Raw genomic sequence first — 24,558 nt, 5'->3', positions numbered from 1 at the left:
CTCGTACCCCGTAGCACCACTCACTGTTGTTCTGGCCTCCGCAGCCGCATGAGAAATTCTTGGTGGTCACGCACTTTGACATCGTCATCGCCTGCGTGTTCGGGCCACGCGAGCCAATTGCCATCCGAGCTGAGTACCCAGCAGCGGGTGTTGGGATGCAGGGCGGAGTCGAAGACCTGCCCGAGCTGCTCGGTCAGCCGCGGATCCTTCACCTGCGCCATCACTTCCACGCGCCGGTCCAGATTGCGGTGCATCATGTCGGCACTGCCGATCCAGTACTGATCCTGAGCCTGGAAGTGCATCACCCGCGAATGTTCGAGGAAGCGGCCGAGGATCGAGCGGACCTCGATGTTCTCGCTCATCCCCGGCACACCGGGGCGCAGCCCGCAGATGCCGCGCACCACGATCTGCACCGGCACACCGGCCAGCGAGGCCCGGTACAGCGCGTCGATGATCTCCTCGTCGACGATCGCATTGGCCTTCAACCGGATTCGGGCATCCTTGCCCTCGGCGGCCAGTTCGGTCTCCCGCTGGATCCGCTCGATGATCCCGGCGCGCACGCCGTGCGGCGCGACAAGCAGGTTGCGGTAGTTCTCTTTTCGCGAGTAACCGGTCAGCGAATTGAACAGGTCGGTCAGGTCGGCACCGATTTCCGGTGCGGCGGTGAGCAATCCGACGTCCTCGTAGAGCCGCGCGGTCTTCGGGTTGTAGTTGCCGGTGCCGATGTGGCAGTAGCGGCGGATGGTCGCGCCCTCGCGGCGCACCACCAGACAGGTCTTGCAGTGCGTCTTCAAGCCGATCAGGCCGTAGACCACGTGCACGCCGGCCTGCTCCAGCTGGCGCGCCCATTTGATGTTGGCCTGCTCGTCGAAGCGCGCCTTGATCTCGACCAGCGCGACCACCTGCTTGCCCGCCTCGGCGGCGTCGATGAGCGCGTTGACGATCGGGGAGTCACCGGAGGTGCGGTAGAGCGTCTGCTTGATGGCGAGCACTTGCGGGTCGGCGGCGGCCTGCTCGATGAATCGCTGCACGCTGGTGGAGAACGAGTCGTACGGGTGGTGCACCAGCACGTCGCCCTCGCGCAGCGCCGCGAACACGTTGCGCGGCGTCTCCCGCTCGCCGAACGCGGGCGGGGTGGCGGGCACATAGGGCGCGTCTTTGAGGTTCGGCCGGTCCACGCCGTACACCTGCCACAGGCAGGACAGGTCGAGCAGGCCGGGCACCTGGATCACGTCGCCGGGATCGACATCCAGTTCGCGCAACAACAATTCGAGCATGTGCTCGGTCATGTCGTCGGAGACCTCGAGCCGCACCGGCGAGCCGAAGCGGCGGCGCGCGAGTTCGCGTTCCAGGGCCTGCAGCAGGTCCTCGTCGCGGTCCTCGTCGACCTCGAAGTCGGCGTTGCGGGTGATCCGGAACGAGTGCTGCTCAACCACTTCCATGCCGGGGAACAGCAGATCGAGGTGCGCCGCGATCAGCTCCTCCATCGGCAGGAAGGCGGCGATGGTCGAACCGGCGTCGGTGCGCCGCACCCGGACGAACCGATCTACGTTGTCCGGCACCTTGACTCGGGCGAAGTGCTCGCCACCGGTGGCGGAATCCTTCACCGTCACCGCGAGATTCAGGCTCAAGCCGCTGATGTAGGGGAACGGATGCGCCGGGTCCACCGCGAGCGGGGTCAGCACCGGGAACACCTGATCCTGGAAGTGGCCCGAGAGGCGTTGGCGCTCATCGTCGTTCAGGTCGGTCCAGTCGATGATCGCGATGCCCTCGGCGGTGAGCGCGGGCAGCACGTCGTCCAGGAACACGCGCGCGTGGCGCACGGCGATCTCCTGCGCGCGGGCGGCGATCAACTCCAGTTGCTCGCCGGGGGAGCGGCCGTCCGCGGAACGCACCAGCAGACCGGTCTCGGCGCGGCGCTTGAGGCCCGCGACGCGCACCATGTAGAACTCGTCGAGATTCGACGCGAAGATGGCGAGGAATTTGGCGCGCTCCAGCAGGGGCAGCGACGCGTCCTCGGCCAGGGCGAGCACCCGGGCGTTGAAATCGAGCCAGCTCAGCTCGCGGTTGAGGTAGCGATCACGTGGCAACTGCACGATCGTCGCGTCGGCCTGCACCGGGCTCGCCGCCGGCGGCGGAGTAGGAAGCAATTGCGGTTTGACAACTTCGGTATCGCTCATAGCCGTACCTCGCTGGCGCTAGGCTCTGACGGGCGCGATACACGCCGGCAGACGGTTGGCTCGCTTCGCTCACTCACGCCAACGATCATCCCCTACAAACCGGGCAGTGTGGAGCCCGACACTGTGATTGCCGTGAGCATCACCTCACTCTGGCGACCTCCTAGCACACTCGGCGAACCGGGAGGTGAACACGATCCGGCCAGCCGATGTCGTGCAGCGCCACCCTGGTGGCGCAGCCCGCGCCGAGCTCAATGGCCTGGTCCAGGTCGTCGGCCGTATCCACATCCAGTCGCAACCCGGGCCACTCGCCGGCCAGATCGACCGCACCCGCCGCTCTGTGTTTGCCCGCCGAACCGGGGCCGAAACGTGGTTCGAGGGCGGCAATGGGGTCGCGAACAAGTAGCGCTGCGGTGCCGGTGCCCGCGTGATCGACCACGATCGAGCGCAGCCCGCGCGGGGCGACCGTCAGCACGTCGGCCAGTTCCTCCGGGCGCAGTGCGGGCAGGTCCGCCTGCAACGCGAGCAGATCGACCGCGCCGTACCGGTGCCGCAGCCCCGTCGCGGCGTCGGCCAGCGCGTTGTTCAACCCGTCCCGACCGGCGGTGCGTGGCTCCGGGTGCACCGCGGCGCCCATCGACCGGGCCAGGTCGGCCACCGCCGGATCCGGCGTGACCACGGTGATCGAAACGATCTCCTGGACGGCCGCGGTAGCAGTGATGGTGTCGGCGAGCATGGCGAGGACCAGCCGGGCCCGGTGTTCCGGGCGCAGCCGGTCGGCCAGTCGGCTCTTGGCCTGATCGAGGCTCTTCACCGCGATCACGGCATGCACGGCGTGCGGGCGCATGCGTCCAATCCTTCCATGGCATATTGGGCAGATGACGAGGGCGGCAGTACTGGGCGCGGGATCTTGGGGGACCGCGTTCGCAAAGGTCTTGGCGGACGCGGGAACCGACGTCACCATCTGGGCGCGACGACCCGAGGTCGCCGAAATACTGCACACCCAACATCGCAATCCGTCCTACCTCACCGATATTCCTTTGCCCCCGCTGAAAGCCACCCACGACCCTGCCGTCGCCCTCGACGCGGCCGACATCGTGGTTCTCGCGGTGCCGTCCCAATCCCTGCGGGTGAATCTCGAACAGTGGAAAGGGCTGATCCCCGCGGAGGCGTCGCTGCTCAGCCTGGCCAAGGGCATCGAGAACGGCACATTGCTGCGGATGAGTCAGGTGATCGCCGAGGTCAGCGGGGCCGACGCGAGCCGGGTCGCCGTGCTGTCCGGCCCGAACCTCGCCCGCGAGATCGCCGTCGGCCAGCCTGCGGCAACCGTGATCGCCTGCTCCGACGCCGACCGCGCCGTCGCGTTGCAGCACGCCAGCGCCACCGGATACTTCCGCCCCTACACCAACACCGATGTGATCGGCTGTGAAATCGGCGGCGCCTGCAAGAACGTGATCGCCCTCGCCTGCGGCATCGCCTCCGGAATGGGCTTGGGCGACAACACCGTCGCCAGCATCATCACCCGCGGCCTCGCCGAGATCATCCGCCTCGGTGTGGCCCTCGGCGCCGAACCCGCCACCTTCTCCGGCCTGGCCGGCGTCGGCGACCTCGTCGCCACCTGCACCTCGCCGCTGTCGCGCAACCGCTCCTTCGGCCACGCCCTCGGCGCGGGCGGCTCCATGGAATCCGCGCAGGAGGCAACGCACGGCCAAGTCGCCGAGGGCGTCAAGTCCTGCACCTCGATCCGCGCCCTGGCCGTGAAGCACGACGTCGATATGCCACTCACCACCGCCGTGGACCAGGTCTGCCACGAAGGCATGGCGGTGCGCGAAGCCGTCGGCAATCTGCTCGGGCGGCGGATCAAGCCGGAGTAGGCAACGCGGCCGGGCCCCGCTATGTGGTGAATTCCACACGTTCCCAGCCGAATTCAGGGTGCTGATTGGTATCTTGACCTCGTCTGTTCGCGGGTCTGTCGATGCTGTCGGTGGATAGATACCGAGGGGACCGGTATGCAACTGTCGAAGGCAACGTCGCTGCCCGCTTTCGACGCGGAGCTGCTCGCTGCGGAGTGCGCCGCGATCCGCACGATGATTCGTGGGCGCTGGTCGGCGCACGCGGAGCTACGGCTGATGCACGGCGACGGCAACGTCATTGCCCTGCTCCTCGGTTTCCACCATGCCGGTACCCGACAGGATCGGGCCGAGCTGGCTCGTGCGGTCTGCGCCCGCATCGACGCGGTCCGCATCGACGGTGTCGGGTTCCTGCGCTGCACCGACGCGACGGCGCGCTTCTGGTTCCACGATCGTGACGGCACCTACGAACCCACCTGCGGTAACGGTTTGCGGTGCGTCACTCGCCTGCTCAGTGATCTCGGGTGGCTCACCGATCCCGCGGAGGTGCTGACCGACAACGGTCCGCGTCGCGTCCGGATGGAGCGTGGGGAGGCCGTCGTCTCCGTCGGAACGCCGCGGGACTATCGCGTCCTCGGACCATGGATGTCCTTCGTTTACACCGACATTCCGCACCTCGTCTTGCTACGACACCGACTCGCGGATATCGATGTCAGGCGTGCCGGCGCCCGACTGGCCCACGACGTCTCGCTGCGCCGGACGGTAGGGCACCCGGAGGGGGTCCACGTCGATTTCGTCGAGGCGACGCTGACCGGGATAGCTGTGCGGACCTACGAGATCGGGGTCGAGGACGAGACCAGCGCCTGCGGTACCGGCGCGGCCGCCGCCGCGTATGTGGCGAATCGGCTCGGATTGCGCCCGATGCCGGTCGAGGTCCGGATGCGGGGCGGGCGGCTCTTTGTCACCACCGATGGCACTGAACTGCTGATCACCGGCCGGTCCGATTATCTGCTGCGTCCCACCACCTCCGAGGAGGGTGCATGCGTGACTTCGTGAAACTGCTGCGGCGGCTGGCGGCGCATCTCACCAGAACACGCGCGAGGGCAGGGTGGGCGCTCACCGCGGCGTCGCTGCTGGCCTACGTGGCCTCCGGCCACAACGAAGCGCTGCGCCAGTTCTGGCTGGTGTTGACCGGTGTCGCGGCCGGTGCGATCTTTCTGCCGGAGCGAGACGAGTCCGTCTGGCGGATGAGTGCGACGCAGTTACGTGCCATGGTCCCCGAGCACCGGATCGCGGCGCTGCAACGCTTGCTCATCGCGGCTCGCTGCGAATCGCCGCAATGGGCCGACATCGTCTGGCAGCGTGGGCTGGAGCCGCTGCTGGAGGTGGGCCGCAAGGCCGAACTGGTCATCTGGGATGCCAAGTACGACATATCCATTCACCTGGTCGAGCGCCGCTGCGGCGACATGAATGTGTTCCGGGTGGACACGTTGAGCCGGGCCCGTCGGGCGCTGCCCGCCGCGGCGACCCGGAAGTATTGGGTCAGCGTGGCGCGCACCGAGGAAGCGCTTCAGGTGGAGTACCAGTTCTCGAATTGCCTGACGCGCGAACTGGTCATGATGCCAGGGGTGGATCCCACGGCCTGGCGGGCGGCGGTGGCCGAGTTCTGCCTGGTCCGCATGTGGTTCGACGGTGTGGCCGCGCGGGTGCGCGTCGACGACTCGGAGGGCCTGTCGGATGTCGTTCGCTGGTACATCGATATCCCGGAGGCGCAGCAGGTGTCGACGGCCGTTCCGTACACCCTGCAGTTCGACTTCCCGATACCGAGCGACGAGCGCACCTTCCCCGTGCTGTTCAACGGCTACTACAGCGCGGGCGCCAGCGAGGTGACATTGCGGATAGACGACCCCTCCGGCGCCAGTGAGCTTCGCTACGAACAGTTCCTCGCCTACGGTCTCGGCGCCTACGTCGGTGAGTTCTCCCGCAGCGTCGACAGCACCCATTCGCAGCAGATCAGCTTCGCCACGCCGCGGGAGAGCCTGCTGTGGCCCGGGTCGGGCATCGTCTTCCACTGGTGAGTGTTGGCCGTACGGTGTTATGACGGGCGCGCACCACGTTTGTCGTGGACGCGGCGCGCCCGTGTAGCCTGCTCGGTTGTCGATGCAGGCTGAAACCGAGCGCGGATCAAGGCGGAAACACATGCGGGTAGCGGTGCTGTTTGGCGGGACGAACAGTGAGCGGGATGTCTCGATCGCGACGGCGGGTCAGGTATTCCGTGCGCTACGCGACCGCGGCCACGACGTTTCGGCCTTCGACACCACCGCGGGCAAGCTGAAGCCGAGTGACGAGGACCGGCTCATGGAGGCGACGGTGCCCGTCGAGCCGCCGGATCTGAGCATCATCCCCGGTGCAGATGTCACCATGCAGCTGCTCAGCGAGCCGGGTGGGTTGCGCTCCGTCGACGTCGTGTTCCTGGCGCTGCACGGCGGCACCGGTGAAAACGGCACGATCCAAGGGCTGCTCGATCTGGCGGGCGTGCCCTACACCGGCAGCGGCGTGCTGGCCAGCGCGGTGGCGATGGACAAGGACGTCTCCAAGCGGCTGTTCCGGCTCGCGGGTGTGCCGACGCCGGACTGGTACATGGTCGGCCCCGAGGCGGAGTTCGACGATCAGCTCGGCTGCCCGGTGGTCGTGAAGCCGAACAAGCAGGGGTCGACGGTCGGATTGACGGTCGTCAAGGATCCCGCGTTGTTCGCCGACGCCGTGCGGGTAGCCCGCCTGCACGATGAAGAGGTGATGGTCGAGAAGTTCGTTCCCGGACGCGAATTCGTCATCGGGGTGCTCGGCGGGGAAGCGCTCGCGGTGGGCGAGATCATTCCGCAGGGCAGCGAGATCTTCGACTACCGCAACAAGTACCAGGTCGACGGCGCGGTGGAAATTTTCCCGGCCCAGATCTCCGATGCGCAAGCCGATGAGATGCGCAGCCTGGCCGTGCAGGCGCACAACGCGCTCAAGCTGGGTAACTACAGCCGCGTCGACTTTCGGGTGGACAGCGAAGGTCGCATGTGGTGCCTCGAGGCGAACACCCTGCCGGGGATGACCGCGACCAGCCTGCTCCCGCAGTCGGCGGCGGTTGTCGGCATCGGCTTCGCCGAACTGTGCGAGAAGATCTGCGAGAACGCGCTGACCAAGCGCTGATCGGCGGATCCTGACTCCGGTGGTTCGCCACTGATCCATGGGACGTGGTGGCGACGTAGTGCGGACGCCGTCATGTCCCGTTGGGCTCAGTTGGGGAGGGGGCCTGGGTCCAGGGGGGTGGCAGGGAGGTTGGCGGTGATGGTGTCGGAGACGGCCTGCAAGGGGGTGGGGCCGGAGCCGTCGGGGATGGTGAGGGCGATGTAGGTTTCGCGGTCGACCGCGAACCAGGTGCTCGCCTTGGCGGTTTGGTCGCGGGCCTCGAACCACTGGACGTTGTTCACGATCTGCAGGGCTGAGGCGCGGTTGAATTCGAGGGGGCGGTCCAGGCCGCAGCGCAGCACGATCGGGTCGCCGCCCTCGGTGCGCTGCCAGGCTCGGGTGGCCGGCGGGGAGGGTTCCACGAGGGTGGATTTGGTGAAGTCGCCGAGTTCGGTGGGCAGGGCGGGGAGCAAGGTGGTGCAGGCGGGGCCGGTGGCGGCGGGTGCGGGGACCGGGCCGAGGACCAGCGGTTCGCGTTCGACGGGGGCGCGGCGGGCGAGGATCGCGGCCACCAGGACGCCGACCACCAGGACGACCGGCAACGCCACGGCGGTGGCGATGAGGGCGGGAGAGTACTGGCGGGCGCTCGCGGCCGAGTCGGCGGTGCTGCCATCGGTTTTCGTTGTGCCGGGCTCGGCGTCGATGCCATTCGCCGGATTGTCGGAAGCAGTGCCTGGCTGAGTGGCACGCCCGGCACCAGCAGTGCTAGGCGTATTGGCAGCGGGCGCGGCGGTGGCGGCTTCGGCTGTAGTCGGGGACTCAGCGGAGGTGTCCGACGAAGCGGCAGGCTCGGCATCCGTGGTGCCTGGTGGATTCGCGGCAGGCCCGGGGGCGTCGGCGGTGGGCTTATCCACCGTCTCCTTCGCCGAATCGCGGTCCGACGATTCCGCCGCCATGCTCACCGATCCTTCCTGTCGCACTGAATGGGCGGTCGGGGCCGCGGGAGGCGCGGTGACCGGCCCGGTAGTAGTCGATTGCCCTGAAAAGGGTACCTTCGGGTCGATTCCAGTCGGCAGCGCGTCTGAAAGGACCGGTCATCAGCGAGCACACGGGGCCGAGGACGGTGCGTGAACTGGGGGAGTTCGCGCTGATCGAGCGGATCAACAGCGGCCGGGTGCAGGCGCCGGGTGTGCTGCTCGGGCCCGGTGACGACGCCGCGATGGTGGCCGCGCCCGACGGGCGGTTCGTGGTCACCACCGACATGCTCGTGCAGGACCGGCATTTCCGGCTCGACTGGTCGAGTCCGGTGGATATCGGCCGCAAGGCGATCGCGCAGAACGCGGCCGATGTGGTCGCGATGGGCGCGTGGCCGAGCGCGTTCGTGGTGGCCCTCGGCTGCCCGGCCGACACTGCGCTGGACGTGATCGATGGCCTGACCGAGGGGATGTGGGCGGAGGCGGCCCGTGCGGGCGCGTCGATCGCGGGCGGTGACCTGGTCCGCAGCCGTGACCTGGTCATCTCGGTGACCGCGTTCGGTGACCTGCGTGGCCGGTCGGCCGTCACGAGAGCTGGTGCGCGCGTGGGGGACACGGTCGCCGTCGCGGGCCGTCTCGGTTGGTCGGCCGCCGGGCTCGCGATTCTGACGGCCGGTGCCGAAGCCGACGACTTCGCCGAAGCGCTTGCCGCACATCGTGTCCCGCAGCCGCCCTATGCGGCGGTGCTCGAAACGCTCAGCGACAACTTGAACTCGCTCACCGACGTCTCCGACGGCCTCCTCGCCGATCTCGGCCATATCGCCACCGCATCCGGCGTCGCCATCGACCTCGATTCGTCCGCGTTGCACGACCCAGAACTCGAAAACCTCGCCGCCCGGCTGGATGCCGATGCGGCGCAATGGATTCTGTCTGGCGGCGAGGACCACGCGTTCGTCGGCACCTGGTCGGCGGGGGCTAGGCTGCCCGCCGGATGGGTGCCGATCGGCCGAGTGTCGGCCGGTCACGGCGTCACGGTCGACGGCGTACCCCCTTCCGGCAGCGCCGGGTGGGAATCGTTCAGTGGGGCGGACTCGGCGTCCGGGAGCGAACCACGATAAGTTGTGCGGTCATGGGCGCGAAACCACTGTCGGAAATCATGGATCCGGGATGGGCGAAGGCACTCGAATCGGTGGCGGATCGGATTTCCGCCATGGGCGAGTTTCTGCGCGAAGAGAACGCGGCGGGCCGCGGCTATCTACCGTCCGGCGAGAATGTGCTGCGCGCCTTCCAGCGTCCGTTCGAGGCGGTGCGCGTGCTGGTCGTCGGCCAGGACCCGTACCCGACCCCCGGTCATGCGATGGGCCTGAGTTTCTCTGTGGCACCGGATGTTTCGCCGGTCCCGCGCAGCCTGGCCAACATCTTCGCCGAGTACACCAAGGATCTCGGCCACCCGACGCCGTCCTGCGGTGACCTGAGCCCCTGGTCCGATCAGGGCGTGCTGATGCTGAACAGGGTGCTCACGGTGACCCCCGGCCAGCCCGCCTCGCACCGCGGCAAGGGCTGGGAGGCGGTGACCGAGCAGGCGATTCGCGCGCTGGTCGCCCGCGACGAGCCGCTGGTCGCCATCCTCTGGGGTCGTGACGCGGCGACGCTCAAGCCGACCCTGGTCGGGGCCGAGGTGCCCTACATCGAGTCCGCGCACCCGTCGCCGCTGTCGGCCTCGCGTGGCTTCTTCGGTTCGCGCCCGTTCTCCCGAGTGAACGAACTACTCGACGAACTGGGTGCCGAACCCGTTGACTGGCGCCTGCCTTGAGCAGGCGTCTGTGTGTGATCTACCTAGATTGAAATTCGAGTGAGGAGCTTTTCCATGCCCAACACCACCGTTCGCGGCGCACTGCGCGGCACCACCGCCACCCTGGTCCTCTGCGCCGCCCTCGCGGGTGGCGCCGCGACCGCGAGTGCGGCGGGCCTGCCGCTGGAGCAGGCCACCGAGACCACGTCCGCCCCGGCGGACACCGCCTCGACGCAGATCGGCGAGGAATTCACCTCCAACGGCTCCTCCACCATCTCCTCCTCGGTCAACGCCAAGGTCGCCTGCTTGCTGCAGCGCACGCTGAGCGCGTCGGGCAAGTGGGACTGCTGAGCTAGCCGGTCAGCGAGGCTCGCCCGCGAACCGTAACCGGTTCTATGCGATCCTCGATTCGTGAGTAAAGCGAACAAACTTCTCGAGCCCGCACTATTGCGGCTGCGCGGCTCGGGTGGGATCGAGCTGGTCGCGGACCAGTTCGGCCCGGCCGACGGTCCGCTCGTCGTCTTTCTCCACGGCGGCGGGCAGACCAGGCACTCGTGGAAACAGACCGGCGCGAAGCTGGGGGCGGCGGGCATGCGCGTCGTCACGCTGGACGCGCGCGGCCACGGCGACAGCGCGTGGTCCGACGCCGCCGACTATCGCCGCGACACGATGGTGGCCGACCTGCTGCTCGTGCTCGAACAGCTCGGTGCGCCCGCCGTGGTGGTGGGGGCGAGCATGGGCGGCATCACCGGCCTGCTCGCCACCGCCGAGCCCGCGGGCACGGCGATCAGCGCGCTGGTGCTGGTCGACATCGTGACCAGGCCGGAGCAGGCCGGTGTCGCGCGGGTGATCGACTTTCTGGGCAAGCACCGCAACGGATTCGACAGCCTCGAGCAGGCGGCCGACGCCGTCGCCGAGTACCTGCCGCACCGGCCGCGCCCGAAGAACACCGACGGCCTGCTGCGCAATCTGCGCCGGCGCGACGGCCGCTGGTACTGGCACTGGGATCCGGACATGCTGTCCCAGCGCGTCGAGGATCCGTCGGCGATGACCGACCAGCTGGAAGCCGCCGCGCGCAAGCTGACGATTCCGGTGCTGCTGGTGCGCGGCATGCAGTCGGATGTGGTGAGTCCCGAAGGCGCAGCGGCGTTTCAGGAGCTGGTACCGCACGCGCAGCTGGTCGAGATCGGCGGCGCGGCCCACACCGCGGCCGGCGACGACAACGACTCCTTCACCGACGCGGTCGCCAAGTTCGCCCTACAAGCCAGCGAATGAGCTAGCTGTAGTTAGGCTTTCGCTTCTCCACGAACGCGTCGACCCCTTCGCGACCGGTCGCGCCGTTGGCCGCGGCGGCGATCGCGTCACGCTCGCGATCCAGCTGATCGCTCAGGGTCGACGAAGTGGACTGTGCCAGTAGGGTTTTGATGCTCGCGTAGGTGGATCGTGGTCCGGCGGCGAGGGTTCGGGCCAGCTTCAGTGCCTCGGCCTGTACGTCCTCGTCGGCGACCAGCCTGCTGAGGATGCCGAGCCGCACCGCCTCGTCGGCGTCCAGAACCGCGTCGGTGAGTAGGATTTCGCGGGCTCGGGCGAGTCCGACGATGCGCGGCAGCGTCCACGACATGCCGCCGTCGGGGCTGAGGCCGATGCCGGGGTAGGCCGGGCGCAGCTTGGTGCTCGGCCCGCCGAGCGCGATGTCGGCGGCGCAGATCAGGCTCATGCCCGCACCCGCGGCCCAGCCGTGCACGCCGACGACCACCGGAACAGTCGTCGCGTCGAGCGCGCGCACGAAATGGTGCAGATCCGTTGCCAGACCGTAGATGTGGGCGGCCCGGTCGGTCGCTGCCGCGAAGCCGCGCACGTTGCCGCCCGCGCAGAAGTTGGCGCCCGTGCCGGTCAACAGGACGGCGCCGACCTCGCTGCCCAGCGACCGCAGGGCGGCCGTGCCCGCGACGATTCCGCCGAAGTCCATGGACGTGCCGTTGGCCGCGGTCGCGATGGTGATCTGCAGAACGCCGTCGGCGGTGCTCACGTACCCGGCTTGCTCGGTGGAGGTCATGGTCAGCACCTTATCGCGTGCGCGCGAGTGGGCTGTCTCACTGTTCGGCGCCGGGCGGGCGCACCATCCGGACCTCGATGGCAGGCGTGAATGCTTCGACTCGGCGGGTCCCGTCCAGCGCGAAACCGTGTTTGCGGTAGAAGGACTGGGCGCGCGGGTTCTCCTCGAAGACCCACAGCGAGCACGCCGCCGATGGGTCGACCGCGGCGCGTAGCAGATCATGCGCGACGCCGGTGCCGTACCAGGACGCTCGGACATACAGCGCGTTCAGCTGGAGCGGGGTCACCGGCGGGTTGTCGAGACTGTCACCTGCCGTCACGAAACCGATCACTCGATCATCGACGAGCGCCACCCACGTGCGTCCCGAGTACTCGACCCGTTGCCGCTCCCACTGCTCGGCGCGGCGCTCGACATCGAACGCGTCGAGCACATGCGCGGGCACCAGGCCGGGATACGCCTCCCGCCAGCAGGCGATGTGGCATTCGGCCAGGCTGTAGGTGTGCTCGGCGGCGAGCGGCAGGATGCGCCACTCGGGGTCGGTCATACCCGATATTCTCACCCATCGATGACTACGCCCCGGACCACCCTCGCGGGTGCCGGGGCGTGCGTCGGTCTCTTACCGGTTCAGCCGAGGCTGAATCAGCCGCGAACGACCTTGCCTGCCTTGAGGCAGGAGGTGCACACGTTCATGCGACGGGTGTTACCCGGCGCAACCTGGGCGCGAACGGTCTGGATGTTCGGGTTCCAGCGACGGTTGGTGCGCCGGTGCGAGTGCGAGACCGACTTCCCGAAGCCGGGGCCCTTGGCGCAGACGTCGCAGACGGCAGCCATAGTCGCGAACTCCTTCATGTCATGTGGAGGACCGCCGCCCGCGGGCAGCATGTCCGGAAACAATGTATTGACGTACCCCTGCCGACTGACATCGGCCAGCGCAAACCGGCAACGGCCACGCGAGGCAACCCTGCAAGGGTAGCGGGACGGCCCCCGATCCACCAAACCGGGTCGCTTTCCGACGTTGCCGGAACACGAGGTGGGTACCACCAGTATGTCGGTATCGCCCGCTAACCTTGCGGGCGGTGCAGGTCTGACAAAGAAGGGGTGACGGTGCCCGGAGCGCGGGATGTGATGGACGGCACGGCGTTGCTGCGCTGGGGCCGCGCCTGCCTCGACGGCCTGGAGAATCGCCGCGAGGAGATCAACGCCCTCAATGTCTTCCCCATCCCGGACGCCGATACCGGCACCAACCTGCTCGCCACGATGCGCGCCGCGATGGATGCGGTCGCCGCGAAGACTTCGGCGACAGTCGCCGCAAGGGATGCGGCAGTCGCGAAGGCACACGCTCCGGCCGCCGCGAGCCCGGCACGCGATGTCGACGCCGCGAGCCGGGCACGCGATGTCGACGCCGCGAGTCCGGCACGCCATATCGACACGAGCCCGGCACGCGATGTCGCCACGGCGATGTCCGCCGCCGACGGATTCGCCGCAATGCCGGCGGACGATGTCGACGCTGCCGCCAAGGACGTCGCAATGTCAGCCCACGACGTCGCTGCCGCAATGGCGCGGGGCGCGACTCTCGGCGCCCGCGGCAACTCCGGCATCATCTTGTCGCAGGTGCTGCGCGGCATCGCCGAGGCGGTTCGGCACGAGCCGCTGAACGCCACCACCTTGCGCGATGCTCTGCGGCGTGGCTCTGCCCTGGTCCGCGACGCGCTGAGCGAACCGATCGAAGGCACCATCCTCACCGTCCTCGACTGCGCGGCCGCCAGTGCCGCCGACTGTGCGGACACCTCGCTCGCGGAGGTGGCGTTGGCGGCGGCCGACGGTGCCGCCAAGGCGCTCGGCGACACCCCGTCCCAGCTCGGCGTGCTGCGCGAGGCGGGCGTCGTCGACGCGGGCGCGCGCGGCCTGGTGGTGCTGTTGGACTGCCTCGTCTCGGTCACCCTCGGCGAGCTCCCGACCCGGCCGGAGTACACCCCGCGCGACCCCGTCCCGCCGCAAGTCGCCGAAAGCAGCGAGGTAACCGGCTCTGCCGCACCGCAATACGAGGTGATGTACCTGCTGGCCGACACCGACCAGGACCAGCTGGCCGAGCTGCGCGCCCGCCTGACCGAGCTCGGCGACTCGGTCGTGGTCGTCGGCGACGGAGACGGCTCCTGGTCCGCCCACGTGCACTGCGCCGACGCGGGCGCCGCCGTGGAGGCGGGCCTCGCCGCCGGGAAGCTCAGCGGCATCCGCATCGAGAGCTTCGCCCCCGCCAAACACGACATGACACCCGGACACCTGGTCACCCACACCACGATGGACTCCGCCAAGGAGACCGACGGCCCCGCCGACCGCGGCGTCCTTGCGGTCGCGGCCGGTGCAGGCGCGGCCGAGCTGTTCGAGGACGCCGGTGCGGTGGTGCTGGCGGGCGACGGCGCGGTGACGGCCACGGCCCTGCTCGACGCGATCCGGGCGATGCCGAACCGCGAGGTGCTCGTGCTGCCCAACGGCGCGCTACCCGCGCACGACCTGGTCGCGGTCGGTGTCGCCGCTCGTGACGCGCACCGTGACGTGTTGCTGCTGCCGAGCGCGTCCATGGTGCAGGGCCTCGCGGCGCTGGCCGTGCACGACCGCGGCCGGATCGCCGTCGATGACGCCTTCGCCATGTCCGAGGCGGCCGCGACCACCCGGTGGGGGTCGCTGCGCGCGGCGCAGGGACGGGCGCTCACCATGGTGGGCACCTGCGAAGCGGGCGACGGGCTCGGCCTGGTCGGCCACGACGTGGTGGTGATCGACCACGACGTGCGCGCGGCGGGCCTGACCCTGCTGGACCGGATGCTCGCCTTCGGTGGCGAACTGGTCACCCTGTTGATGGGCGCGGCGGCACCGGATGGTCTCGCCGGCGAACTCGCCGCACACATCGGCGAAAGCTTTCCCGGCGTGGAGGTCACCGTGTATTCCGGTGGGCAGCACGGGGATCTGGTGCAGATCGGAGTGGAGTAGATGGCGACCCTGAGTGATCGGCTCGACCATGTCCTCGGCGTGAAGGCGGCGGGTTCGCTGGTCGACGCGTTCGACATGCACACGGTGGAGGACCTGCTCCGGCACTATCCGCTGCGCTACGCCACCCAGGGGCAGCCGCTCACCGAGGAAGAGCCCGAAGACGGCACGCACATCACCGTGATCGGCCGGATCACCAAGGCCGAGCTGCGGCCGATGCGCAATCGCCGCGGTTCGCTGCTGAAGGTGGTGCTGGACACCGGTTCCGGCACCGGCCGCGGCGTCGACGTCACGTTCTTCAACGGCGACAAGGTGAAATACGTTGTCCGCGAAGGGCTTCGCGCGATGATGTCGGGCACGGTGAACTACTGGCGGCCCGGCCAGTGGAACCTGAGCCATCCGGGCTACCTGATCCTGCCCGAAGCCGACGACGAGTCGGTGGGCGCGGTAAAGACCGTGCGCGGCGGCGGTGACCTGCGCGGCCTCGCGCAGAGCGCGAAAGGCGCTGAGGGCGTGGACACCTCGTTCATGGAGCGAGAGTTCATCCCGGTGTATCCGGCCACCGCGAAGGTGCAGAGCTGGGACGTGCTCGCCTGCGTCCGTCAGGTGCTCGATCAGCTCGACCCCATCGATGATCCGCTGCCCGACGACATCAGGAACGAGCGTTCGCTGATGAAGATCTCGGACGCGCTGCGCCTGATCCACCTGCCGGAGCGCAAGACCGACATCGACCAGGCGCAGGAGCGGCTGCGTTTCGACGAGGCGCTGGCCTTGCAGCTGGTGCTCGCCGAACGCCGCCACGAGGTGTCCGGCCGGGCCGCGCGCCCGTGCCCGCCGCGCGCCGACGGCATCGCTGCCGAGTTCGAGAAGCGGCTGCCGTTCGAGCTCACCGAGGGCCAGAAAAAGGTGGTCTCGGAAATCTCCGCGGATATGTCGCGCAGCCATCCGATGCACCGGCTGCTCCAGGGTGAGGTCGGCTCCGGTAAGACGATCGTCGCGTTGGAGGCGATGCTGCAGATCGTCGACGCGGGTCAGCAGTGCGCGTTGCTCGCGCCGACGGAAGTGCTTGCCGCCCAGCACTATCGGTCGCTGCGCGCAATGCTCGGCGACCTCGGTAACGCCGGTGAGCTCGGCGCAGGCGAGAAGTCGACCAAGGTGGTGCTGGTCACCGGCTCGATGTCGACCGCGACCAAGAAGGCCGCGCTGCTGGCGGCGATGACCGGCGAGGCGGGCATCGTGATCGGCACGCACGCGCTGATCCAGGACAACGTCGAGTTCTTCGACCTCGGCATGGTGGTCGTCGACGAACAGCACCGCTTCGGCGTCGAGCAGCGGGATGCGTTGCGCGCCAAGGCGAAATCCGGTGCCAGCCCGCACCTGCTGGTGATGACCGCGACGCCGATCCCGCGCACCATCGCGATGACCACCCTCGGCGACCTGGAGACCTCGACGCTCACCGAACTGCCGCGGGGTCGTTCGCCGATCACCTCCAAAGTCGTTCCGCGCAGGCAGCATCCGAACTGGGTCGACCGCGCCTGGGAGCGCATCGTCGAGGAGGTCAAGGCCGGTCGGCAGGCCTACGTGGTGTGCTCACGCATCGGCGACGACGAGGCGGAAGGCTCCGGCAAGTCCCGCAACGGCAAGTCGAAGGCGGCGGAGCCGGAAAAAGAAGGCCCGACCACGCAGGCGGCGCTGGACGTCTTCGAGATGTTGCGCACCGGTCCGCTGGCCGAGCTGCGCGTCGGCCTGCTGCACGGCCGCCTGCCCGCGGACGAAAAAGACCAGGTGATGCGCGCTTTCAACGACGGCTCCGTCGACGTGCTCGTCTGTACGACCGTCGTCGAGGTCGGCGTGGACGTGCCGAACGCGACGGTCATGGTGATCGTGGACGCGGACCGCTTCGGCGTCAGCCAGCTGCATCAGCTGCGCGGGCGCATCGGCCGCGGCAAGCATCCCGGATTGTGCCTGCTGGTCACCGATTCCGCGCCCAACGGCTCGGCCATGGCGCGACTGGACGCCGTCGCCGCCACCACCGACGGCTTCGAACTCGCCGTGCTCGACCTGCGCACCCGCCGCGAGGGCGACGTGCTCGGCTCGGCCCAGTCCGGCACCGCTCGCTCGCTGCGCCTGCTCTCGCTGCTCGACGACCTCGAAGTCATCACCGCCGCACAGGATCTCGCCCGCGAGGTGGTCGAGGCCGACCCGGGCCTGAAGAAGCATCCGGGCTTGGCGAGCATGATGCACGCTGCGGTCGACGCCGAACGCTTGGAGTACCTGGCCAAGTCGTAATCGGCTCGCCGGCAACCGGATCTATCGCGCCGCGACGGCGGTGATCTGGGTGAGCGAGCAGCGCCACCCTTGCGCGGTCTCGACGAAGACGTCCGTCGTCCACTCGTCGGCGTCGAACCGTTCGCCGCGGTAGTGGGCGGTATTGGTGGCCCGCACCGTCAGCACCGCGACGTTCCCGTAGTGCTTGATCGAGGCCGCACCGACGCGCTGCATCGCCGAATGGGTCAGGTCACCGGACTCGACGAATGCGAGGAATTCCTTGGCGGAGGTGATCCCGTTCTCGGAAACCATGGTCCAGTCGTCGGTCATGTAGTCGGCGATCCTGGCCGCGTCGTTGGCGACGATCGCGGCCATCCACTGGTCGAGCAGACCTACCAGCAGAATGTCGGTCGAGCCGTCTGCGGCGGAAGAACGTGTCGTTGCCATGTTCTGCACGGTAGACCTGACATCGAGTTATGGGCTTGGACGAATGGAACACCTGCGGGCCGGGTGCGGACGCCTCCGCTACCCGGCCCGCAGTCACGCTAAGCGGCAACAGGTATCGCCGCTGCTTCCTCGCCGCGCGAGTTGACGGTCCGCAACCCGATGAACGCGGCGCTGAGCGTGATGAACCCGCCGATCAGCAGTGCGAGCTGGAAGCCGGAGGTCATCGCTTCCAGCGGTGCGTCGCCCGCGGTCAGCTGGCTGGTGGTGTGCGAGGTGGCGACCGCGGTCAGCACGGCCAAACCGAGCGCGCCGCCGATCTGCTGGCCCGTATTGAGCAGTGCGGCGGCGAGTCCGGCTTGCTCGGCGGGCACGCCCGCGTTGGCGGCGGTGGTATTCGCGACGAACACGACGCCGAGGCCGACGGACATGAACACCATCGGGGGCAGCAGGTCGACCAGGTACGAACCGTCGGTGGGGATGCGCGACAACCAGATCAGCCCTAGCCCGGAGATCACCGACCCGGCGACGATGAGCGGCCGAGTCCCGGTCTTGGCGATGAACTTCGCGGTCACGCCGGCGGCGGCACCGATGGTGAGGCTGATCGGCAGGTAGGCGCTGCCGGCCTGGAACTCCCCGTAACCCAGCACTTCCTGCATGTAGAGCGTGACGAAGAAGAACATCGCGAGCATGCCCGCGGCCAGGGTGAGGTGGGTCAGGTTGGCTGCCGCGAGACCTTTGACCCGGAAGATCGACAGGGGGACAAGCGGATCCGCGGTCCGTTGCTCGTTGAGCACGAAGCCGGCCAGCAGCGCGACCGCCACACCGAGTTGCAGCGCCGTCCGCACGTCGCCCCAACCGTGCTGCGGCGCCTGCACCAAGCCGTAGACCAGCAGCATCAGACCGCCGGTCGCCAGCGCGGTACCGAAAACATCGAAGCCACCACGTATCTCGTTGCGCCGGTCGTCGGGCACCAGAAATGGCACCACGGCCAGCACCAGTAGGCACACGGGTGTGTTGACGTAGAAGACCCAACGCCAGCCGGGGCCCTGGGTCAGTACGCCGCCGAGGAAAACCCCTGCGGCGGAGGCGAGTCCGGCGGTACCACCCCACACGCTCAGCGCGGTGGTGCGATCGGTGCCCTCCCGGAAGTTGGTGGTGAGGATCGACAGCGCCGCGGGCAGCATCAATGCGGCGCCGACGCCCTGGGCGAACCGGGCACCGATCAGCAGCTCGCTGGACGCCGCCAGGCCACCGATCGCCGAGGCGGTACCGACCAGGATCGTGCCGGCGATCAGCACGCGGCGCCGGCCGAGCAGGTCGGCCAGCCGGCCGCCGAGCAACATCAGCCCGCCGTAGGTCAGCAGATAGCCGCTGGTGATCCATTGCAGCGTCGACACCGACAGCCCCAGTTCGTGCTGGATGGTGGGCAGCGCGACATTGACGATCGAACCGTCGACGAAGTCGAGGAAGGCGACCAGGCACAGCAGCGCCAGCATGAGTTTGCCGCGGCGGCTCGCCAGGAACGACGGTGATTCGGTGAGTGCACTCACTCCGATGTCCTCTCTCGGGTGCGGACGAGTTTTCATCCGTTGCCATCCGAGAGGCCCGGCTCAGGTCGGTACGTGACTTGGGGAGAGCCGGATCACAGTTTTCGCGCGGGCGTCACTTTTCCCCCTGCTGCCTCGCTCCTAGTAGCGACACCGGTATGAGGAGCGACGATGATCGAAATCGTGGACGAGGATGCGACCCGTGTGTTCGCCGACCACCGGGAGCTGCTGTTCTCGGTCGTCTACAACATGCTCGGTAGTGTCGCCGACACCGAAGACGTGCTGCAGGACACCTGGCTGGCCTGGGTAGCGCGCCTGCGCGCGGACGGGCCCGAGATCGAGCACCCGCGCGCCTATCTGGTGCGTATCGCGGTCAACCACGCGCTGGCCAGGCGCGCCGCGATCAGCAGGCGGCGGGAAACCTACGTCGGCCCGTGGCTACCCGAGCCGCTGGTCTCCGACGAACCGGCGGCCCAGGACAGCGCCGAGACCGCGCTGCGCGCCGAATCCGTCTCGATGGCGATGCTGGTGGTGCTGGAGACGCTCACTCCGCTCGAGCGCGCGGTGTTCGTGCTGCACGACGTGTTCGGCTATCCGCACGCCGACATCGCCGACATGCTCGGCCGAAACGCCGCGGCCGTCCGGCAACTCGCGCACCGGGCGCGCGAACACGTCCATGCCCGCCGGCCGCGCCACCAGGCCGACCCGAGGGTGCAGCGGGAGGTGACCGAGAAGTTCCTCGCCGCCCAACTCGGCGGCGATATGGCGGGCCTGCTCGAACTGCTGGCGCCGGACGTGACGTTCTGGTCCGACGGCGGCGGCAAGCAGCGGGCGGCGCTGCGCCCGATCCACGGCATGGACAAGGTCGCCCGGCTGATCACGAGCCCGATTGTGCTGGGCCATGTGCCGAACCTGCGCATCCGGCACCGCTGGGTCAACGGTGACCCGTCGGCGGTGGTCTTCTCCGGTGACGCGCTGTTCGCGGTCGTCGTACTCGACATCGATCCGGGCACCGAGCAGATCCGCGGCATCTACGCGGTGGCCAACCCGGACAAGCTCGCCAGGATCGCGGGCGATCAGCGTCCGACGCGCGGGTAGGGCAGGTCGGTGCTGGTGAGCTCGTTGACGGCGAGGGGGCTGCCGATGTGCGGGAAGGCGCGCTGCGGACACGACGGCCGCTCGCAGACCTTGCAGCCCGCGCCGATCTGTACCGCCACGGCGGGGTCGTCGAGCTGGAGGCCGGACGAATAGACCAGGCGCTCGGCGTATTCGATGTCACAGCCGAGGCCGATCGCGAAGTTCTTTGTGGCGGTGCCGAATCCATGCGGCGCGGTCATCGCGGTGCGCGCGATCCACAGGTAGCGCCGCCCGTCCGGCATCTCCGCGACCTGGGTGAGGATGCGGCCGGGATGGGCGAACGCCTCGTGCACCACCCAGAGCGGGCAGCTGCCGCCGACCCGGGAGAAATGAAAGGCGGTGGCGGACTGGCGTTTCGAGATATTGCCCGCGCGGTCGGTGCGGACGAAGAAGAACGGCACCCCACGCTGGCCTTGGCGTTGCAGCGTGCTGAGCCGGTGGCAGATGGTCTCGAAGCCGACCTCGAAACGCAGCGCCAGCAGGTCGATGTCGTAGTGCAATTCCTCGGCCGAGCGCAGGAAGCGGCCGTACGGCAGCACCAGTGCGCCCGCGAAATAGTTGGCCAGCCCGATCCGCGCCAAGGTGCGGGATTCGCCGGTGAGCGAGGGTGTTTCGGCGAGCACGCCGTCCAGCTCGGTGCTGTAGAGCAGGAATCCGAGGGTGGTCGCGATCTGGAAGGCGCGCTGCCCCGGCCGCAGTCGCCTGGCCAAAGTCAGTGTGCGGCTGTCGGGGTCGTATTGCCGCTTCGGGATGGACGGATCCGCACCGTCACCGCGGACGAGCACGGTGACCCCGGCGCGCTCCTCGGCCACCCTGGCGAGCTGGCGATCCAGCGAGCCGATGGTCAGGCCGGACTGCTCGAACAGATGCTCGGCGGCGAGGTCGAGCTGCGGGATGTGATTGTGGTGGTCGTAGAAGAAGTCCCGGACGTCCTCGTAGGGCATGGGCATGCCCGGCGCGCCGGTCGGTGCGGCCACCCGGGCGGAGAGCAGGTCGAGCTGGTCGGTCGCGGCGCGCAGGCGGCGGTGCATCGCTACGACGATCCTGGCGACCTCGGGCTGCCTGGTCGCGAGTTCTTCCACCTCGGTCAACGGCGCGGTGTGCCCGCCCGCGGCGTCGATCAGCACCTCGTGCAGATCGGAGACGAGGCGCGCGTCGGAGTCCGCGGCGAAGAACTGGACGTCTAGATCGAAGGTGGAGTTGAGTTTCAGCAGGACCGGGATGGTGAGCGGTCGCTGATCGCGTTCGAGCTGGTTGAGATAGCTGGGCGACAGATCCAGCGACTTCGCGAGAGCCGCCTGGGTGAGTCTGCGTTCTTCGCGCAACCGTCGGAGCCGGGCGCCCGCATACATCTTCCGCACCTGCAAGATCGTAGCCCCGGATCTTCGCAATCATCGCAATATCCACACTTCTTTTCCGCAGAAATATGCCGCTGCGAGGTATTTTGCGCGAGATGTCGGCTGCGTAGCGTGCGAAGAGAGGTTCTTTCACCACCCTTGGAGGACGCATTGAAGACACACATCGTACGCGCCCGCCCCGCCGCCGCCGACTTCCCGCGCGCGGAACATCTGGCTACCAAGATCGCCGAGGTAGCTGCCGACCCGGTCGAGGTCCCGGCGGAGGTCGCCGAGATGATCGTGAACCGGATCATCGACAACGCGGCGGTCGCGGCCGCGTCGCTGACCCGCCGCCCGGTGACCAGTGCCCGCGCGCAGGCGCTCGCGCAGCCGTATCGGCCCGGTCCCGGCCGGTCGGGCGCGACGGTGTTCGGCCTGCCCGCGCAGCGCTGGGTATCGCCGGAATGGGCCGCCTGGGCCAACGGAGTCGCGGTGCGCGAGCTCGACTTTCACGACACCTTCCTCGCGGCGGAGTACTCGCATCCGGGCGACAATATCCCGCCGATCCTCGCGGTGGCCCAGCATCTCGGTCGCACCGGTGCGGACCTGATCCGCGGCCTGGCAACGGGTTACGAGATCCAGATCGACCTGGTGCGCGGAATCTGCTTGCACGAGCACAAGATCGACCATGTCGCGCACCTCGGGCCGTCGGCGGCCGCCGGTATCGGCACGCTGCTCGGGCTCGACCCCGAGACGATCTATCAGGCGGTCGGGCAGGCGCTGCACACGACCACCGCGACCAGGCAGTCGCGCAAAGGCGAGATCTCCAGCTGGAAGGCCTACGCGCCCGCGTTCGCCGGGAAGATGGCGGTCGAGGCGGTGGACCGGGCCATGCGCGGCGAGGGTGCGCCGTCGCCGATCTGGGAGGGCGCCGACGGGGTGATCGCCTGGCTGCTCGGCGGGGCCGACGCGGAATATCGTGTGCCACTGCCGGGTCCGGGCGAGGCGAAGCGCGCGATCCTGGACAGCTACACCAAGGAGCACTCGGCCGAGTACCAGAGTCAGGCGCCGATCGATCTGGCTCGCCGGATGCGTTCGCGCATCGGCGATCTCGACCAGATCGCCTCCATCGTGCTGCACACCAGTCACCACACGCACGTGGTGATCGGCACCGGATCGGGCGACCCGCAGAAGTTCGACCCGCACGCCAGCCGCGAAACCCTGGACCACTCCGTGCCTTACATCTTCGCGGTCGCGCTACAGGACGGAACCTGGCACCACGAGCGGTCCTACGCGCCCGAGCGCGCGCAGCGGCCGGACACCGTCGCGCTGTGGCGCAAGATCTCCACCATCGAGGATCCGGAGTGGACGCGGCGCTATCACGCCACCGACCCGAACGAAAAGGCGTTCGGCGCACGGGCGGTGGTGACGCTGCGGAGCGGGGAGACCATCGAGGACGAGCTCGCCGTCGCCGACGCGCACCCGCTCGGTGCGCGACCGTTCGCACGGGAGCAGTACCTCGCCAAGTTCCGCACGCTCGCCGAGGGCGTGCTCGACCCGGCCGAGCAGGATCGTTTCCTCGACGCGGCCCAGCGCACCCCGGAACTGGCCGCGGGCGAACTGGATCAGCTCACGTTCACCGTGTCGAACGCTGTGCTGGACCGGGCGCCGAGGACTCCGGAAGGGATCTTCTGATGCCGCTACTCGCCATCCCAGATCAGCGCCTGCGCGGCGATCACCGCGACGCCGTTGAAGGTCACCGATGGGGAGCCGTGCAGCCGGTAGCCCTCATCGAGCAGGCCACTGATCCGCTCACAGAACGAGGCGTCGTCGACGCCGGTGATCAAGCGGTAACGCAGGGGACGATCGTTCATGCCCCGAGCCTAGAGCGGTGGCACCGATGACGGGACTGCTGGCGGCCGCGACGAGCGCGGCGGACAAGCGGGCGGCGTTCCGGGCCGGATTGGCGTCGGGGCGGATCCAACGGCTGCCCGGCGCGTTCAATCCGTTGGTGGCCAGGCTGATTCAGGAAGTCGGCTTCGAGGGCGTCTACGTCTCGGGCGCGGTGATGTCGGCCGAGCTCGCCCTGCCCGATATCGGCCTGACCACGCTCACCGAGATCGCCGCGCGGGGTCAGCAGATCGCGCGGGTCACCGACCTGCCGGTGCTGATCGATGCCGACACGGGGTTCGGCGAGCCGATGAACGCGGCACGCACGGTGACTCTCCTGGAGGATGCGGGCGTGGCCGGTTGCCACCTCGAAGACCAGGTGAACCCCAAACGCTGCGGCCATCTCGACGGCAAGGCGGTGGTGCCCGTCGCCGAGATGATCCGCCGCCTGCGCGCCGCCGTCTCGGCGCGGCGTGACCCGAACTTCGTGCTCTGCGCCAGGACCGACGCCCGCGGCACCGAGGGGTTGGCCGCGGCCATCGATCGGGCCAAGGCCTACGCCGACGCGGGCGCGGATCTCATCTTCACCGAGGCCTTGGCCGACGCCGCCGAGTTCGCGAAATTCCGCGCCGCCGTCGATGTTCCGCTGCTCGCCAACATGACCGAGTTCGGCAAATCCGAGCTGCTCTCGGCGCAGACCCTGGCGGATCTCGGCTACAACGCCGTCATCTACCCGGTGACGACGCTGCGGCTGGCCATGTACGCCGTGGAGCACGGACTGCGCGAAATCGCCTCGACCGGAACCCAATCCGGCCTCGTCCCGGCGATGCAGCACCGGTCGCGGCTCTACGAACTCCTGAAGTACCAGCAGTACAACGACTTCGATGCCGGAATCTTCACGTACACCCCTAGCGAGTGAGCGAC

Annotated in this window: 23 protein-coding genes; 13 read left to right on the top strand and 10 right to left on the bottom strand. The window is 68.6% G+C overall.

Annotated elements, in window-relative coordinates; all coding sequences use genetic code 11:
* Positions 1-20: 20 nt before the first annotated feature.
* Positions 21-2,180 (bottom strand): RNA degradosome polyphosphate kinase, encoded by a 2,160-nt coding sequence (locus DMB37_RS10530; RefSeq protein WP_135232541.1) that lies wholly within the window; start codon positions 2,178-2,180, stop codon positions 21-23.
* 160 nt (positions 2,181-2,340) lie between these two features.
* Positions 2,341-3,024, bottom strand: coding sequence for a 2-phospho-L-lactate guanylyltransferase (cofC, locus tag DMB37_RS10525; RefSeq protein ID WP_135232540.1), 684 nt, complete (start codon positions 3,022-3,024; stop codon positions 2,341-2,343).
* A gap of 31 nt (positions 3,025-3,055) precedes the next feature.
* On the opposite strand from cofC, the gene DMB37_RS10520 reads away from it, so the two are divergent.
* From DMB37_RS10520 to DMB37_RS10505, 4 genes are all read left to right on the top strand, one after another.
* Positions 3,056-4,051 carry an NAD(P)H-dependent glycerol-3-phosphate dehydrogenase gene (locus DMB37_RS10520; RefSeq protein ID WP_135232539.1) on the top strand — a complete coding sequence of 332 codons (996 nt, stop codon included), beginning with the start codon at positions 3,056-3,058 and terminating at the stop codon, positions 4,049-4,051.
* A 135-nt stretch (positions 4,052-4,186) separates the two neighbouring features.
* A complete protein-coding gene (locus DMB37_RS10515; protein WP_135232538.1) occupies positions 4,187-5,083 on the top strand; it encodes a hypothetical protein in 897 nt (298 codons plus the stop codon).
* Positions 5,068-6,105, top strand: a complete 1,038-nt coding sequence (locus tag DMB37_RS10510; protein ID WP_135232537.1) for a hypothetical protein — start codon at positions 5,068-5,070, stop codon at positions 6,103-6,105. Before DMB37_RS10515 ends, DMB37_RS10510 begins: the two co-directional genes overlap by 16 nt.
* A gap of 121 nt (positions 6,106-6,226) precedes the next feature.
* Positions 6,227-7,225 carry a D-alanine--D-alanine ligase gene (locus DMB37_RS10505; RefSeq protein ID WP_135232536.1) on the top strand — a complete coding sequence of 333 codons (999 nt, stop codon included), beginning with the start codon at positions 6,227-6,229 and terminating at the stop codon, positions 7,223-7,225.
* An 86-nt stretch (positions 7,226-7,311) separates the two neighbouring features.
* Here the strand turns inward: DMB37_RS10505 and DMB37_RS10500 are convergent, their stop codons facing one another.
* Positions 7,312-7,908, bottom strand: coding sequence for a DUF3515 domain-containing protein (locus DMB37_RS10500; RefSeq protein ID WP_370465405.1), 597 nt, complete (start codon positions 7,906-7,908; stop codon positions 7,312-7,314).
* A gap of 419 nt (positions 7,909-8,327) precedes the next feature.
* On the opposite strand from DMB37_RS10500, the gene DMB37_RS10495 reads away from it, so the two are divergent.
* Genes DMB37_RS10495 through DMB37_RS10480 form a run of 4 tightly spaced genes read left to right on the top strand, consistent with a single transcriptional unit; the run spans position 8,328 to position 11,245 of the window.
* Positions 8,328-9,296 (top strand): thiamine-phosphate kinase, encoded by a 969-nt coding sequence (locus DMB37_RS10495; RefSeq protein WP_135232534.1) that lies wholly within the window; start codon positions 8,328-8,330, stop codon positions 9,294-9,296.
* A gap of 11 nt (positions 9,297-9,307) precedes the next feature.
* Positions 9,308-9,991: a uracil-DNA glycosylase gene (locus DMB37_RS10490; protein ID WP_107658461.1), complete on the top strand. Its 684-nt coding sequence runs from the start codon at positions 9,308-9,310 to the stop codon at positions 9,989-9,991.
* Positions 9,992-10,045: 54 nt separating this feature from the next.
* Positions 10,046-10,321, top strand: coding sequence for a hypothetical protein (locus DMB37_RS10485; protein ID WP_135232533.1), 276 nt, complete (start codon positions 10,046-10,048; stop codon positions 10,319-10,321).
* A gap of 60 nt (positions 10,322-10,381) precedes the next feature.
* The gene (locus DMB37_RS10480; RefSeq protein WP_135232532.1) at positions 10,382-11,245 is read left to right on the top strand and encodes an alpha/beta fold hydrolase; all 864 of its coding nucleotides are present in this window, start codon (positions 10,382-10,384) and stop codon (positions 11,243-11,245) included.
* A gap of 1 nt (position 11,246) precedes the next feature.
* Here the strand turns inward: DMB37_RS10480 and DMB37_RS10475 are convergent, their stop codons facing one another.
* The 3 genes from DMB37_RS10475 to rpmB form a co-directional block, all read right to left on the bottom strand.
* A complete protein-coding gene (locus DMB37_RS10475) occupies positions 11,247-12,026 on the bottom strand; it encodes an enoyl-CoA hydratase/isomerase family protein (RefSeq protein ID WP_135232531.1) in 780 nt (259 codons plus the stop codon).
* Positions 12,027-12,063: 37 nt separating this feature from the next.
* Positions 12,064-12,570 (bottom strand): GNAT family N-acetyltransferase, encoded by a 507-nt coding sequence (locus DMB37_RS10470; protein ID WP_135232530.1) that lies wholly within the window; start codon positions 12,568-12,570, stop codon positions 12,064-12,066.
* Positions 12,571-12,665: 95 nt separating this feature from the next.
* Positions 12,666-12,857, bottom strand: coding sequence for a 50S ribosomal protein L28 (gene rpmB / locus DMB37_RS10465; protein ID WP_011210730.1), 192 nt, complete (start codon positions 12,855-12,857; stop codon positions 12,666-12,668).
* A gap of 294 nt (positions 12,858-13,151) precedes the next feature.
* Here rpmB and DMB37_RS10460 point away from each other — a divergent pair, with 294 nt between their 5' ends.
* Together DMB37_RS10460 and recG are read left to right on the top strand one after the other, a co-directional pair.
* On the top strand, positions 13,152-15,011 hold the full coding sequence (locus DMB37_RS10460; protein ID WP_240772508.1) for a DAK2 domain-containing protein: 1,860 nt from the start codon (positions 13,152-13,154) through the stop codon (positions 15,009-15,011).
* Positions 15,012-17,297, top strand: a complete 2,286-nt coding sequence (gene recG, locus DMB37_RS10455; protein ID WP_135232529.1) for an ATP-dependent DNA helicase RecG — start codon at positions 15,012-15,014, stop codon at positions 17,295-17,297.
* Positions 17,298-17,318: 21 nt separating this feature from the next.
* Here the strand turns inward: recG and DMB37_RS10450 are convergent, their stop codons facing one another.
* Together DMB37_RS10450 and DMB37_RS10445 are read right to left on the bottom strand one after the other, a co-directional pair.
* On the bottom strand, positions 17,319-17,723 hold the full coding sequence (locus DMB37_RS10450; protein ID WP_135232528.1) for a nuclear transport factor 2 family protein: 405 nt from the start codon (positions 17,721-17,723) through the stop codon (positions 17,319-17,321).
* 98 nt (positions 17,724-17,821) lie between these two features.
* Entirely contained in the window at positions 17,822-19,273 is a 1,452-nt protein-coding gene (locus DMB37_RS10445) for an MFS transporter (RefSeq protein ID WP_370465361.1), read from the bottom strand.
* Positions 19,274-19,441: 168 nt separating this feature from the next.
* On the opposite strand from DMB37_RS10445, the gene sigJ reads away from it, so the two are divergent.
* Complete coding sequence (gene sigJ, locus DMB37_RS10440; protein WP_135232526.1) at positions 19,442-20,368, top strand: RNA polymerase sigma factor SigJ; 927 nt, start codon at positions 19,442-19,444, stop codon at positions 20,366-20,368.
* On the opposite strand, the gene DMB37_RS10435 is transcribed toward sigJ, so the two are convergent.
* On the bottom strand, positions 20,347-21,768 hold the full coding sequence (locus DMB37_RS10435) for a short-chain fatty acyl-CoA regulator family protein (protein WP_206055225.1): 1,422 nt from the start codon (positions 21,766-21,768) through the stop codon (positions 20,347-20,349). The genes sigJ and DMB37_RS10435 overlap by 22 nt on opposite strands.
* Positions 21,769-21,915: 147 nt before the next feature.
* Here DMB37_RS10435 and prpD point away from each other — a divergent pair, with 147 nt between their 5' ends.
* On the top strand, positions 21,916-23,439 hold the full coding sequence (gene prpD / locus DMB37_RS10430) for a 2-methylcitrate dehydratase PrpD (protein WP_135232525.1): 1,524 nt from the start codon (positions 21,916-21,918) through the stop codon (positions 23,437-23,439).
* A gap of 5 nt (positions 23,440-23,444) precedes the next feature.
* Here the strand turns inward: prpD and DMB37_RS10425 are convergent, their stop codons facing one another.
* A complete protein-coding gene (locus DMB37_RS10425; RefSeq protein ID WP_135232524.1) occupies positions 23,445-23,618 on the bottom strand; it encodes a DUF1737 domain-containing protein in 174 nt (57 codons plus the stop codon).
* Between the two features lie 26 nt (positions 23,619-23,644).
* Here DMB37_RS10425 and prpB point away from each other — a divergent pair, with 26 nt between their 5' ends.
* Entirely contained in the window at positions 23,645-24,553 is a 909-nt protein-coding gene (gene prpB, locus DMB37_RS10420) for a methylisocitrate lyase (RefSeq protein ID WP_135232523.1), read from the top strand.
* Positions 24,554-24,558: the final 5 nt, after the last annotated feature.

The sequence above is a fragment of the Nocardia sp. CS682 genome, from assembly GCF_004634405.1.
GTDB classification, from domain to species: Bacteria; Actinomycetota; Actinomycetes; order Mycobacteriales; family Mycobacteriaceae; genus Nocardia; species Nocardia ninae.
The sequence above is the reverse complement of the archived record's forward strand: the minus strand, read 5'-3'. Positions and strand labels throughout refer to the sequence as shown.